7 protein-coding genes are annotated in these 15319 nt (G+C 46.5%); 3 read left to right on the forward strand and 4 right to left on the reverse strand.

Annotation, left to right across the window (positions count from 1 at the left end):
• The first annotated feature begins 23 nt into the window (after positions 1 to 23).
• Both I2F54_RS09735 and I2F54_RS09740 read left to right on the forward strand, forming a co-directional pair.
• Positions 24 to 1790 (forward strand): pectinesterase family protein, encoded by a 1767-nt coding sequence (locus I2F54_RS09735; RefSeq protein ID WP_087412339.1) that lies wholly within the window; start codon positions 24 to 26, stop codon positions 1788 to 1790.
• Positions 1791 to 1809: 19 nt separating this feature from the next.
• The gene (locus I2F54_RS09740; RefSeq protein WP_009123036.1) at positions 1810 to 3132 is read left to right on the forward strand and encodes an acetylxylan esterase; all 1323 of its coding nucleotides are present in this window, start codon (positions 1810 to 1812) and stop codon (positions 3130 to 3132) included.
• Between the two features lie 46 nt (positions 3133 to 3178).
• On the opposite strand, the gene I2F54_RS09745 is transcribed toward I2F54_RS09740, so the two are convergent.
• Complete coding sequence (locus tag I2F54_RS09745; protein WP_195501072.1) at positions 3179 to 4342, reverse strand: dienelactone hydrolase family protein; 1164 nt, start codon at positions 4340 to 4342, stop codon at positions 3179 to 3181.
• Positions 4343 to 4420: 78 nt separating this feature from the next.
• On the opposite strand from I2F54_RS09745, the gene I2F54_RS09750 reads away from it, so the two are divergent.
• Complete coding sequence (locus I2F54_RS09750; protein ID WP_195501073.1) at positions 4421 to 8899, forward strand: hybrid sensor histidine kinase/response regulator transcription factor; 4479 nt, start codon at positions 4421 to 4423, stop codon at positions 8897 to 8899.
• Between the two features lie 302 nt (positions 8900 to 9201).
• Here I2F54_RS09750 and pelA read toward each other — a convergent pair whose 3' ends face one another.
• Genes pelA through I2F54_RS09765 form a run of 3 tightly spaced genes read right to left on the reverse strand, consistent with a single transcriptional unit; the run spans position 9202 to position 15191 of the window.
• Positions 9202 to 10296 carry a pectate lyase gene (gene pelA, locus I2F54_RS09755; protein WP_009123040.1) on the reverse strand — a complete coding sequence of 365 codons (1095 nt, stop codon included), beginning with the start codon at positions 10294 to 10296 and terminating at the stop codon, positions 9202 to 9204.
• A gap of 11 nt (positions 10297 to 10307) precedes the next feature.
• Positions 10308 to 12020 (reverse strand): RagB/SusD family nutrient uptake outer membrane protein, encoded by a 1713-nt coding sequence (locus tag I2F54_RS09760; protein WP_087412335.1) that lies wholly within the window; start codon positions 12018 to 12020, stop codon positions 10308 to 10310.
• A 12-nt stretch (positions 12021 to 12032) separates the two neighbouring features.
• On the reverse strand, positions 12033 to 15191 hold the full coding sequence (locus I2F54_RS09765) for a SusC/RagA family TonB-linked outer membrane protein (protein WP_229097161.1): 3159 nt from the start codon (positions 15189 to 15191) through the stop codon (positions 12033 to 12035).
• Positions 15192 to 15319: the final 128 nt, after the last annotated feature.

A 15319-nucleotide genomic window follows, 5' to 3' on the forward strand; every position in this document is an offset into this window, starting at 1 on the left:
ATTAAATAATAAGTTTGAAAACCATGAAAAATAAATTGATTCTGCTGTTGGCAGCATTTTTTCTGTGTTCCGCTTTCACGGCTGATAAGCCGGTAATCACGATATTTATGATTGGTGATTCCACAATGGCAAATAAGTCGTTGGCGGGCGGTAACCCTGAAAGAGGGTGGGGGCATGTATTGCCCGGTTTCTTTTCAGAAGATATACGGGTGGATAATCATGCTATGAACGGGCGCAGTTCCAAGAGTTTTATTGATGAGGGACGCTGGGACAAAGTTCTTTCACAGATGAAGAAAGGCGATTATGTGTTTATCCAGTTCGGACATAATGACGAGAAGCCGAGAGCAGACCGCCATACAGATCCGGGAACAACTTTCGATGCCAACCTGCGTAAGTTCGTTAATGAAACCCGTGCGAAAGGCGGCATCCCCGTTTTGTTCAATTCCATCGTACGCCGTAACTTCGGCACAGCCGACAATAAAGCCGTAGCAGAAGCTATTCTTCAGGATGATATCCGTAAAGGAATCAACCCTGATGCCAAACAGGATGCTTCTCAAAAACACAGCGTGGTGGAAGGAGACAAACTGATTGATACGCATGGAGCCTATCTGGATTCTCCGCGTAATGTAGCGAAGGAACTGAATGTTCCTTTTATCGATATGAATAAGCTCACCCACGATCTGGTAGAGGGACTGGGACCGGAAGAATCGAAGAAGCTTTTCATGTGGGTACCTGCCAACACTATCTCCGCCATGCCTAAAGGGCGCGAAGACAATACTCATCTCAACATATACGGCGCACGTGTCATTGCCGGTATTACGGTAGATGTCATTGCCCGGGAAGTGCCTGAGTTGGCAAAATATGTTCGCCATTATGATTTCGTGGTAGCGCAAGACGGTAGCGGCGACTTTTTTACCGTACAGGAGGCTATCAATGCCGTACCCGATTTCCGCAAGAATGTCCGTACCACGATACTGGTGCGTAAAGGCGTATACAAAGAAAAGCTGATTGTGCCCGAAAGCAAGATTAACGTCTCCTTGATAGGCCAGGAAGGGGCTGTCATATCATACGACGATTATGCCGGCAAGCCGAACGTTTTTGGTGAAAATAAAGGTACGTCCGGTTCGTCTTCCTGCTATATCTATGCACCCGACTTTTATGCGGAGAATATTACATTTGAAAATACATCCGGTCCGGTAGGACAGGCGGTTGCCTGTTTTATCAGCGCCGACCGCGCTTATTTTAAGAACTGCCGTTTCCTCGGTTTTCAAGATACGCTCTACACCTACGGAAAAGGAATGCGGCAGTATTATGAGGACTGTTATGTAGAAGGTACGGTCGATTTTATATTCGGTTGGTCTACGGCGGTATTCAATCGCTGCCATATCCATAGTAAACGCGATGGTTATGTCACGGCTCCTTCTACCGATGAAGGGCAGAAATACGGCTATGTATTCTATGACTGCAAACTGACTGCGGATGCAGACGTGAAGAACGTTTATCTATCCCGTCCGTGGCGTCCTTTTGCCCGGGCCGTGTTTATTCATTGTGATTTAGGAAAGCATATTCTTCCCGCCGGTTGGCACAATTGGAACAAGAAAGATGCCGAGAAAACGGTTTTCTATGCTGAATATGACAGCTATGGTCCGGGAGCCAATCCTAAATCCCGTGCCGCTTTCTCTCATCAGTTGAAAGACACGGAAGGATATGAAATCGAGACAGTTCTTGCCGGTAGCGACGGTTGGAATCCGGTTGCCAACGGTAATGCGCTGGTAGACATCAAACGTTGATTGATAAAACAAGTCTGAAATGGTAAAGAATAAAACAATTCTGGGAGTTATCACTCTGCTGCTGGGGATGGCATTGACTGCCGCCGCAGAGAATTATCCTTACAGGAGCGATGTGCTTTGGGTAACCGTTCCTAATCATGCCGATTGGCTCTATCGGACAGGCGAGAAAGCTACCGTAGAGGTGCAGTTCTACAAATACGGTATTCCGCAAGACGGCGTGACAGTCAATTACGAACTCGGAGACGATATGATGCCTTCCGATACAAAAGGTTCCGTTATATTGAAGAACGGCAAGGCCGTCGTTACTATCGGTAGCATGAAGCAGCCCGGGTTTCGGGATTGCCGTCTGCAAGCCACTATTGGCGGAAAGACTTATAAGCACCATGTAAAGGTAGGCTTCTCACCCGAGAAGCTTCAACCTTATACGAAGACACCTGCCGATTTTGATGAGTTTTGGGATAAGAATAAATCCGAAGCCGCGGCTTTCCCTTTGGCATATACGAAAGAGCGGGTTGAAAAGTATTCCACCGATGAGATAGATTGCTATTTGGTTAAGCTCCGGCTTAACGGTCGCGGACAGAGTATCTATGGTTATTTGACTTGTCCCAAGAATATGCGGAAAGGTGCCTGTCCGGTAGTACTTTGCCCGCCGGGAGCAGGAATCAAAACCATCAAAGCCCCTCTTCGCCACAAATACTATGCAGAACAGGGTTGCATCCGTTTCGAGATAGAGATACATGGACTCAATCCGGAGATGCCCGAAGCCGAATTTAAGGAAATTAGCAATGCGTTCAACGGCAGAGAGAACGGATACCTGTCCAACGGCTTGGATAACAAGGACAATTATTACATGAAGCGTGTGTATCTGGCATGCGTCCGCAGTATTGATTTCCTGACTTCCTTACCGGAATGGGATGGCAGAAATGTTATCGTGCAAGGCGGTAGCCAGGGTGGCGCTTTGGCGCTGATTACCGCCGGATTGGATACCCGTGTGACAGCATGCGTTGCCAATCATCCGGCTTTAAGCGATATGGCAGGATATAAGGCTGGCAGAGCCGGCGGTTATCCGCATTTCTTCCGTGTGGCCGGCATGGATACTGCCGACAAGCTGAATACAATGGCCTATTATGATGTAGTAAACTTTGCCCGCCGGATAAAAATCCCTACTTACATGACTTGGGGGTACAACGATGATACCTGTCCGCCTACTACCAGTTATATTGTATACAATGTATTGGATTGTCCCAAAGAAGCGCTTATTACTCCCGTTAACGAACATTGGACATCCGAAGATACGGAGTATGGACATTTGGTCTGGATAAAGAAACATCTGAAACAGTGATTAACGGTTGGGAGTGTGTCAAAATGTATTTGAACACTCCCAGCCGTTAATCATTGTTTCTCATTTCTTTATTAAAAAACTCCAGCGCCTCCTTTTGCATCTCTTTGTTAAAGAAGTGCTTCTCTTCCCATATTTTAGTGACAAGCCTGTCGCCGGCGTGCCGGCTTTCCCATACTTCCCTCATCGCTTGATACGCATCTTTCACCCCTGCCACCGGGAATAACTTGTCTTTAGCTCCGTTGAAGAAAAGAGAGGGTTTGGGGCACGCGATACTTGCCGTATGCGGGTAATCCAGATAACGCCTTAAATTTGGAATAAGCATGGAGTAGGCCGAACCGCCTTTGTTCTGATTATTGGTCAGCGTCATCAGATGTTCCGTGGTATTCATCCAGCAGATGGAAGCGGATGCCTTTACACAATCGGTCAGCGCAGCCAACATCCATGAACGGTAAGCTCCCATGGAGAATCCCAAGCAACCGACCTTTTCCTTATCCACCATTGGCAGAGAAGCCAGAAATTCAGCGCTGCGTACATCATCTATATTGATAAAGGCTCCCCAGGACGCCCCCATTTGCATAAAATTGGAAGCCAGTGCCTGTTGCCCGTCATAACTTACCCCTTCCTTTCGTCCGCGTTCTCCCCAAAACAAGGCGTCAATGGACAATACCACATAACCGTTTTGCGCAAAGTAATCCCCTGTATATTGCCCGTCGTAACAACGAATCACCCAGTCCCCGGCATCGGCCGATATTTCCGGTGAAACACCGAAAGGACGCACCATTTTCTCTTTGCCGATGGAAAAGTGCGCTCCATGGTCGTGCAGCATTATTATGGCCGGAAAAGGCCCTTTTCCGTCAGGAACCAATAAATAGGCCGGTATGCGAGACCATTCCGAAACATTGAACCATATTTTGCGGGCTTCATATCCTGCCCGTTGCTCCGTTCCGACAACGGACATATCGTATTCTTTGGGAGCGGGAGGCAGATTCTGCATACATTCCATCACCGTTTTCCGTGCTTCCGCTCTCCATTTTCCGAAGTCTTTTGTAGCGGAATTTCCCCATGCTTCGGGATAGGTAAGTTGTTGTTTCAGTTGCTCGTAAAAAGCGGGCATATTCTTTATCACCCCGTAGCTTATTGTATCTGTCTGTGCTTTTACAGTCCGGTTGGCGAAAAGTAAAAAGGAAAAAAGAATAACAAATAGTCTCATGCCGATATTTAAAATAAAAACAAAGATACAAGATTTTTCAACGAAATATGTATCTTTACGCCACAGAATGAATATATTATGAGAAAAATCTTATATCTGATTGTCGGTTTGATATGCGCATTGCCGGTTAAGTCGCAGCCGGACTGCCTGTTTACCCATTATTCATCCGAAGAAGGCCTTTCCCAGAATACGGTAATGTGTATTTTGCAGGACAGGAAAGGGAATATGTGGTTTGCCACATGGGACGGCATTAATAAATTTAACGGATATGTTTTCAGAACCTATAAGGCAAAGTTCGATAACCGGATTAACCTGACGAATAATCGCGCCGACCATATGTATGAAGACAAATACGGCTTCCTTTGGTTGCAGACGTATGATAATCAAGTCTATCGCTTTGATACCCGTTCCGAAACCTTTGAAAGCGTTCCCGCTACGGAGGAGAAAGGCGGCAAAGCGGTCATAGCTTCCGTTAAGGTGTTGCCATGCGGTTCTGTATGGCTGCTTTCGGAGAATGAGGGAGCTATCCGTGTGAAAACGGATCCGGCCACCTATCGTCTCACCTCGGAGTGGTATTCTGACAAATCGGGCTTGTTTCCGGCCACCCATGTATATGATATTTATGAAGACCTTGCCGGAAACGAGTGGATGCTGACCAATAACGGATTGGGGATGCTTGCCGAAGGCAGCCGTGAACTCGTTTCTTATTTTGTGGAAACAGCCAATAAGGAAGAAACGTCCGGCCAAGTCTTTTATACAGCCCGGGAGTGCGGAAATGAAATCTTTTTCGGTTCGGATAACGGACGTGTATGGCGTTATCAAAAGAAAGGCGGGCAATTCCTTTTATTGCAGCTACCCGGTACTTCCCGTATCGTGGCGATAAAGAACATCGATGAGCACGACCTTGTGATTGTGACGGAAACCGATGGATTCTTCACTTACAACATACAGTCCGGAGCAACCGAGCATTATGAGGCGTCCCGTTTGCCAAAAGCGCCGGTACGTTCCATCTATGTGGATAAGTACTCGGAAATATGGTTTGAGCAGGAAGTGCCGGGCACCGTCGCGCATTTCAATACGAAAACGAAGGTCTTGAAAACGGAAGTGATACGTGTGGAGCCTACCAGCACAGACCGTTCGCGTCCGGCGTTTCATGTGCACGAAGATATTTACGGTACGGTATGGGTGCATCCCTATGGCGGTGGCTTTTCGCGTTTTGATAGAGCGAGCAATAGCCTGCGAGCTTTTTACAACGGCTTGTCGGATGCCGACTGGCGTTTTTCCAATAAGATTCATTCGGCTTTTTCTGACAGGCAGGGTAACCTGTGGATGTGTACCCACTCCAAAGGATTGGAAAAGATTACCTTCCAGCCCTCTCTGTTCAGCATGATAACGCCCGAACCTCATCGGTACGAGTCGTTGAGCAATGAGGTACGTGCGTTGTGTGAAGATGCGCGGCACAATCTCTGGGTGGGATTAAAAGACGGCAAGCTAAGGGTTTATGATAAGAACCGTACAGAATACGGATACCTGACGGAAACCGGTGTCGTATCCCGTACGGGAACTCCGCTAAGAGGGAATGTTTATTTTATTTTTCAAGACAGCGGGCACAACCTTTGGATTGCCACCAAAGGAGAGGGCTTGGTAAAAGCGGAACCTCAGGGAGAGATGCGCTATAAACTGACACGTTATCAACACCGGAAAGATGATATTTACAGTTTGAGCGATGACAATGTGTATTGTGTCTACGAGGATGATAAAGGTCGTATTTGGGTTGCCACTTTCGGCGGCGGGATAAATTATCTGACCCGCAACCGGGACGGTAAGGAGATATTTGTCAATCACCGCAACAACCTGAAAGGCTTTCCTATCGACAAATGCCATAAGGTGCGCTTCATAACCGGCGACCATCAGGGTAATATATGGATTGCCACTACTGTCGGGGCGCTGATGGTCAACGGTAGTTTCAAAAATCCGGAAGATGCCGTATTCCATCATTATCTGCGTGTGCAGGACGATATGTACAGTTTGAGCAACAATGACGTGCATTGGATTCTGTCCACCCGTAAAAAAGAACTCTATCTGGCCACCTTTGGCGGGGGATTGAATAAGTTGCTGTCTGTAAACGCGGACGGCCATGCAAGGTTCCGGTCATACTGCGTTGAGGATGGCCTGCCTTCGGATATATTGCTTTCCATTCGTGAGGATAACGGGGGAAATCTCTGGATGAGCACCGAGAACGGTATCAGTAAGTTTATCCCGGGAGAAGAACGGTTCGAGAATTACGCCGACGAGCGTATCTCGTTCCGTGTACGTTTCAGCGAGGCGGCATCGCTTTATACCTCATGGGGAGACCTCATGTACGGAACGAGCGACGGCATTTTTCTTTTCAATCCGGACTCCACCCGGAAAAGCGGCTACGTCCCGCCGATTGTCTTCTCTAAACTGTTGATATCAAATGAAGATGTGATACCGGGTACGAATTCGATACTGCGACAGAGCCTGGACGATACCCGCAAGTTGACGCTCTCTCACAAAGAGAATATTTTCACCATTCAGTTTGCGGCGCTCGACTATACGGAACCTTCGGAAATACAGTACGCCTATATTCTGGAAGGTTTTGAAAAGGCGTGGAACTACGTAGGCAAGCAACGGATGGCTACTTATACCAACCTGCCCAAAGGCCATTATGTGTTTAAGGTCCGCTCCACCAATGCCGAAGGGATATGGACGGAAAATACGCGCTTGCTCGATATAGAGGTGCTTCCTTCTTTCTGGGAAACTCCTTTCGCCTATTTCCTGTATGTCTTGTTCGTATTGCTGATTATCGTTACAGCCGTTTATATCCTGTTTACAATCTATCGCTTGAAGCATGAGGTGTCCGTGGAGCAGCAAATGACAAACATGAAACTGCGCTTCTTTACGGATATTTCTCATGAACTGCGTACTCCTTTGACATTGATTTCCGGTCCGGTTGAGTACGTGCTGGCGAATACGCAATTACCGGCGGATGCCCGCGAGCAGTTACAGGTGGTAGAACGCAATACGAACCGCATGCTGCGTCTTATCAATCAGATACTCGACTTCCGGAAGATTCAGAACAAGAAGATGAAAATGCAGGTGCAGCACATCGATGTGGTGGCTTTTACCCGTAAGATTATGGAGAACTTCGATTCTGTGGCCGAGGAGCATCATATAGACTTCTTGTTTGAGACGGAAAAGGCGGAGCTTTATCTGTGGGTAGATGCGGATAAGTATGAAAAGATTATTTTCAACCTGCTTTCCAATGCTTTCAAGTATACTCCGAACGGAAAGATGATTAAGCTGTTCATCCATGAGGACGAGGAGACGGTTTCCATCGGCGTGCAAGACCAGGGCATCGGTATTGCCGAGAATAAGAAGAAATCAATCTTTGTCCGGTTCGAGAATCTGGTAGACCGTAACTTGTTCAATCCGAGTACGGGCATCGGTCTTTCATTGGTGAAGGAGCTGGTGGAAATGCATAAGGCGCTGATTTCGGTAGACAGTAAATTGGGCGAAGGAAGCTGCTTCAAGATAGACTTTATGAAAGGTAAGGAGCATTATGACGAGGCGGTGGAATTTATGCAGGATGATACAACGGCCGGTCTGGAAATCCGTCGGCAGAATATGGCGGGTACGGAAGAAACCGTTTCCCCGCAACCGCCGGCAGAAGAGCCTCCGCAAGGGCAAGAGGCTGAGGAAACATCCAAAGGCCTGATGCTTTTGGTAGAAGATAATTCCGAACTGCGTATCTTCCTGCGCAGTATCTTCGCTTCCGAGTATCGCATTGTAGAGGCTGCCAATGGTGTGGAGGGGCTGGACAAAGCGTTGAAGTTCCTGCCGGATATTATTATCAGCGACGTGATGATGCCGGAAAAAGACGGTATCGCCATGACCCGTGAACTGCGTGCCGATATGACTACCAGTCATATTCCCATTGTGTTGCTTACGGCGAAGTCGTCCATCGAAAGTAAGCTGGAAGGATTGGAATACGGTGCCGATGATTATATAACCAAGCCTTTCAGCGCTACCTACCTGAAAGCGCGTGTAAAGAATCTGCTTGCCCAACGGCAGAAGTTGCAGGCTCTGTACCGTCAGGACTTGATGCCGGCAGGAGTTGCAGCGCCCGTTCCCGCCTCCGGAGAGCAGAATGACGAGAATATAACGGATGTTCCCGAAGCGGATAAAGCTCCGGTGATGTCGCCCAACGACCGTAAGTTTATGGATAAGCTTGTAGAGCTTATGGAGAAGAATATGGATAATGGTGACTTGGTGGTGGATGATTTTGTTCGGGAACTGGCCGTCAGCCGTTCTGTTTTCTTCAAGAAGCTGAAAACCCTGACGGGTTTGGCGCCTATCGAGTTCATCAAGGAAATGCGCATCAACCGTGCAGTCCAGCTGATAGAAACCGGAGAGTATTCCATGACGCAAATATCCTATATGGTCGGTATCAACGACCCGCGCTATTTCAGTAAATGTTTCAAGCAGAAAATGGGCATGACGCCGACAGAGTATCGGGATAAATCGCTGAGATAAACCGCTATTTCGTATTCAAAATGAACATAAACCGTTTGAATATGTTTTCTTTGAATAATTAGAAACCAAACCATAACTATGATTATATATTTAATTAGTTTGCTTGTTATAGGCTCGGCAATAGCCTGGAGCCTGAAGAAAGCCCCTTCAGATACGGAATTGTGGGGAGAGGATGAACAAGAAAAAGAGTAAAAACGAGAGGGACATCATCCAAATGATGTCCCTCTTCCTTGCAAAGAATGCCTATCTAATATCTTTCGATTTAAATAGCATTATTTTCCTTTCGGTTTATCGGAAACTTCTTAATGCTTGAATTGTTTTTTCCATTCCTTGTACATCTTCAAGGCTTCTACCGGCCAATAACCGTACCAGTCATATCCGGTTCGCCTTTCCGCGTTTACGTCAGACAGTTTCCATACTTTCTCACCGGAACGTTTAGCCATAAACGGCCTGTTGTCAGACAGTTCATAAAAACGGCTCCAGATAGCGGGAGCGGTTTCATCTTTAACCACTACGTTGTCGTAAGGATATTCATGGTTTATGATATCTTTTCCCTGCAATGGAACGCGTTCAATCCGGATACCTTCTATTTTAGAGTTATTGAACCATGCTATCGCCGCTTCTATCGCCTGGATAACCTCTTCCGAGGGATTCTTTATTCCCATGAGAAAGATGGTGATTGCAGTACTTTCCCATGCCGTTAATCCCGGTAACTCAAAAGTCCTGGCTTTTACGGGAACAAGGGTTTCGTTATCATATTGTTGTGCCCATGCTGTTTTAACACCATTCTGTACATATTGTGTTTTCAGTACTACGGCAAGCCCCTTATCGTATGACTTCTGTATTGCATTGAGCATACCGGAGTCCAGCCATAAAAAGCTGGAGTCTCCTTGCAGTATGTTTCTGAACAGTTCCAAAGTACCGGTGGTAACATCATCATTAAAAGTAACGGCATCTACATCCCAGCCTCTCCAGCCGCCATTGTCCTTTTGTGTGGAGAGCAGATAGCGTAGACCTTTTTCCGAGGCGGCTCTGTATTTCTGTTTCTTGGTTAATGTGTACACATCCGCCAGATACTCTATTTGCGAGAATGTATTCCGGTTGTCAAGTGTACTCCGCTTCTGCCCGTCTTTCAGGCCGGCTTTTATGGAATCTATGTTCAGTACGCCTGCCCAGTCCATGTTTTTCAGCCAGCCGCCGTCTTCATTTTGATATGCAATCAGATTGTCGGCAATCTTCTCGTAATCCTTTTCGGCATAGCGGGCATAGGTACGGTCAGGGTGCAGTAGGTTCCAATGGTGTATTCCGTCCTGCAAAGCATCTAAAGAAGGCGCTTTCTGTGCAAAGACAGCGGCGGGAAATAAAATGCCTATCAGGAATATCTTTAATTTCATCATAGTGCAATTTATTAAAATCCGGGATTCTGTTTTACAGTTTCTTTATTACGGTTGATGGCATCCAATGGGATGGGGCGGAGTATTTTGTAATTGCCGTCATTGCCCACAAAGTCACTGACTTTGATGTTATCGTGATTATATGCGAAACATGCTTGTCCGTCATAAGTGCCATTGGCAACATATTGAATTAAGCGTCCGGTACGTTTCAAGTCCATCCAACGGTGATATTCTCCTGCCAACTCACGCGCGCGTTCGTCCAGAATAAAGTCGATGCCTTGTTCTCCGGTCACATCACTTTCCTGTACCGAGAGGTCATATCCGGCTTCCGTAGCACGTTCGCGCAGCTCGTTAATCTTAACCTTTGCCTTGTCGGGCTGATTCAGTTTTACATAAGCTTCTGCGGCTACCAGATAAGTTTCTCCCAGACGCGCTAAGATGATGTCATGCGTGCTGCCGGTCATAGAAAACGCGGAAGTGGGGTCGTCGAACTTTCTTATACAAGCCACTCCGTAATCATCCGTACACTTATCGGCGTATGCTGTCATATTGCCTTTTCTGTCCTCGCTCATCTCACTCATTTTGATGACAGTCGCATTCTGGCGCAGAGTCGGATTTTCGTTCTTCCAAGCAGTGATGTCAGCATCCGACATCCAGCCGGGAGCATAGAAATACTTAATTGGAGAGGTTGTCGGAGCAGTGTAATAATCATAGTAGAATTTATGCAGTTCCAGCATGAATGTACCTTCATAACGCTTGTCACCTTTCGTAAAGAGATTGTGCAGATGAACGGTCGGCGCAAGGTAACCGGCGTTGTATTTGTTCTTTTCTTCGGCACCGCCTAAGTATACGCCGAATACCGATTGTTGCATATTACCGTCTTTGCTCAAGTCTTCCAACGTAGCGCTGCTGTACTGTACAGACCAGAAGATTTCATCGTTTTCTTCATTGTTAATGCTGAACACATCACTGAAAGCGATGGTCGGTTTTTCTCCGTTTATGGCTTTCTCGGCATATTGGGCTGCATTGGTAAAGTCATTGCTGTCTGCAAAAGTTTCATAACCTCTTGCCAGGTAAGTTTTGGCGAGGAAATGCATGGCGGCGCGTTTGTTGGCGCGTCCGAAGTTGTCTCCGGTAGCTTCCGAACGTTCCAGCAGTTGTGAGTCGTCGGACGACAGGTAAGCGAACTCATCTATAACGAACTGATAAACGTTTTCGGCGCTCTCGCGTGCATGGTTCATTACTGCGGATTCAAACATTGTTGTGTTTAAAGCTACCCCGCCGAAGTGCTGTACCAGTAAGTAATAATAGTAAGCTCTCAAGAAACGCGCTTCGTCTACATATTGCAGTCTTACAGAAGAATCTTCTGTCGATTCGCCATAATATATAACGGAATTCGCCAGTTGTATTCCTTTGTAGCATTCGGTATAAAACTCTTGCACGTCTTTGTCGGCGGAATTGTAAGACGAGCCATACAGACCGATGGCGTCCACACCTTGTTTACCGCCGGCAAACAAGTCCGTTCCTGCGCTGAATACCCAGGGAGCTCCGCCGTAGATGCTTCTTAAAGAAGAATATGTACTGTTCAACAGGCTGTTGAAACCGGTTTTGGTATTATAGAATTCATTTGAGGGAACATCCGATCTGTTATCTTGTTCCAAAAAGTCTGAGCAACTGCTTATGCTAAGCCCTAACAGGCAGGTTGCGATGTATATTGCTTTTTTCATCGTTATCAGGTATTAAAATTTTAAATTGACTCCAACTTGGTATGTGCGTGAACTCGGTCCGCCTGTTCCGTCATTTAAGGCGGCATCCGCCCATTCCGGATCAAAGCCCTTATAACTTGTAAAGGTAAACGGATTCAATACATTGACATACAAACGCAAATGGTCTACACCAATCTTGGACATCCAGCTTTTGGGGAATGTGTAACCCAAAGTGATGTTCTTGATTTTCACGAAAGAGTTGTCTACGTAAGAGTTACCTACATAAGTCGTCTGTTTGTCGGTACCCCAACCGATACCGCCGCCATAGTTGTTGTTGGCTGTATTGGTAGGATAAGGATATGCGCCCATGTGAGCTTCCGTAGTTAAGGTATAACCGCTTCCGTCGGCATTGAGCACGGGAGTGCCTGCGGGAATATAATAATCCATTTTCAGCTTGTTACGTCCGCGGTCTTTGTAGTTTGTGAATTCGGCCATGAACGGACTTTCTACCATACCGCCTTGTTTGGTATAGATGGAGAAAGAGAAGTCGAAGTTCTTATAGGTCATGTTTGAGGTAACGCTACCTGTCCATTTCGGTAATGCATGGCCTAAAACAACCAAGTCGTTTTCATCAATTACTCCGTAGCCCTCTTCACCGGGTTGCTGCTGGTCTTTCAGCTTCATTTCACCTTCGATGAACTTAGTCTTGATAGCGTCGTTTGTGGCATAAGCCCTTGCCTCTTCGGCTGTACAAACTCCGGCGTATTCATAGTCGTAGATAACGTCGATAGGCTGGCCGATGAACCATTTATTGGCTACTAAGTCTTCTTTGCCGCCGTTCAATTCCAATATTTCGTTTTTGTTCTTGGCAAAAGAGAAAGTAGTGCTCCAGTAGAAATCCTTGGTCTGTACGTTTACTGTGCTTAATGAGATTTCAACACCTGTATTCTTTACCTTACCTACGTTGTTCATCATGGCTCCTGTTGAAGAACCCAGTTCCAGCGGCGTTAATTGTTCCATTAGCAAGTCTCTTGAAACCTTGTTGTACCAGTCGATGCTACCGCTGATGCGATTGTTGAGGAATCCAAAGTCCAGACCGACGTTAATTTCCCTTGTCTTTTCCCAGGTCAGCAAAGTATTGGTAATGCCGTTGATGCCGTATCCGTAGGCCGGTGCGCCACCGTAATTATACCAATATTTGGTTCCTGCCAGCGATTGTGTATCATAAGGTCCCACATTGGCGTTGTTACCGGTCAGACCGATACTTGCTCTTAACTTCAGGTTGCTGATCCATGAGAGTTCTTTTGCAAAGTCCTCTTCACTGATACGCCATGCCAATGCCATGGATGGGAAAGCGCCCCAACGGTTATCTTTCTGGAATTTGGAGCTTCCGTCCCAACGGCTGGATACGGTTGCCAAATAACGTCCTTTATAAGCATAGTTCAGGCGGAGTACATAGGAGAGCATGGTCAATTTTTCGTAATAACTGTCTGCATTGCTCAGGAAGCCGGCAGAACCTGTATTATACCAGTCTACATCGAAAGGCATATCGTTGGCGGTAATGGCATCCCCTTCTTTGGTTGCGCTATATACGCTGAACAATGCCAACGCGTTGATACTGTGGTCGCCGAATGTTTTGGTATAATTGGCTTGCGTATCCCAGGTATATGTAAAATAATCAACATTGGTGATAGTAGCCGTATTGTAAGGGTCGCCCGTGCTCGGGTTCTTGGAAGAGAACTGGCTGTCTGTATTCACACCATAGAATTCGCCTCGCTTGCTGCGGTTGTATGTAGGAGAGAATGTGGTTTTCAGAATAACTTCCTTGATAGGAGAGTACTGTAAGTACAAGTTACCCATAACATCGTAACTGCGTGTCTCGTCAGTGGAATTTGCTCTATCCACCAATGGGTTCAATGTAGAGGTGAAACCGCCGCCATCGGGGAATATCACTTCGTCTTTGGCCGGCTGGAGTATTAATTCTCCTTTATTTTCGCCTTCCCAATAGTAAGGAACCCAGTACGGATTTGCACGGAAACCGGTAATAACCGAATTCTTGCTGCCGTAGTCTTTCAGAGAGGTAGAAAGGTTTACCAACGCGCCGATAGAGAAACGGTCGTTGATTTTGTGGTCTATCGCAGCCTTGACATTCCAACGTTCATAGGAGTCGTGCAGGATACCGTCGTCTTTCTGATAACCCAAACCGACGCGGTAAGAAAGATTCTTTGTATTACCGGCGATGTTGAGGTAATGGTTTTGCTGCTGACCGTCCGTGGTTATCAAATCCGGCCAGTCATAATAACCTTTGGTGGCATAAATATCTTTGATTTTGGCGCTGTTATTTCCCCAGAAAGCGCTCCAATCCGTATCTTTCATCTGATAAGTAGGATGTCCGAATTCGTCTGTGGACTTCAGGGTTGTATAACGCTGGAAACGATAGTTGGTCCATTCGTCGCCACTCATGAATTCCGGCATGTTGGCCACGGTTTTGTAACCGTAATATCCGTCGTAAGTTACTTGAACCTTAGCTTCGTCCTTAATGCTCGTTCCGGCTTGCTTGGTTGTAATCATCACGACACCGTTTGTTGCGCGCGAACCATAGATAGCGGTAGAAGAAGCGTCTTTCAGGATGTCGATTTTTTCTATATCGGCAGGGTTCAGGAAATTCATGTTGTCGCACACCACTCCGTCGATAACGTACAGTGGTTCACCGCCGGCCATAGAACTCTTACCGCGGATAGAGATGTTGAATCCTTCACCGGCACGGCTTGAGCTTTGCGAAATGTCCACACCCGCAACCGAACCTTGCAAGGATTCCATAACGGAAGTGGTACCTTTAGCCATAATCTTATCGCTGTTTACACTTCCGACAGAACCGGTCACATCCGACTTCTTCTGTACACCGTAACCTACAACCACCACTTCATCCAATGCTTGCGCATCTTCTTTCAGCGTTACCTTGATATTGCTCTGGCTACCCACTGTAACGGTCTGTGTGATATAACCGATAAATGATACCTGGATTTTTGCGTTGGGCTGTACGCTAAGTTTAAAATTACCGTCGATGTCAGTAATTACACCGTTAGTAGTGCCTACTTCCAATACGTTTGCACCGATAATTGGTTCACCCGTACCGTCGATTACGGTACCTGAGATTTGGTGACCTTGTGCAAAAGCGACTAAACACAACATACTCAATGATAGAGTAGCTAATGCCCTTTTGGCAAGTCTTTTTAGATTCATAAGTTTGTTTTTTATAGTTATTAAATATAGTAAGGCTGACAACTGTAATGAGATGGTTTCATCCGTTATTGAACACA

It is taken from the genome of Bacteroides clarus, assembly GCF_015555825.1.
In the GTDB taxonomy this organism is placed as follows: Bacteria; Bacteroidota; Bacteroidia; order Bacteroidales; family Bacteroidaceae; genus Bacteroides; species Bacteroides clarus.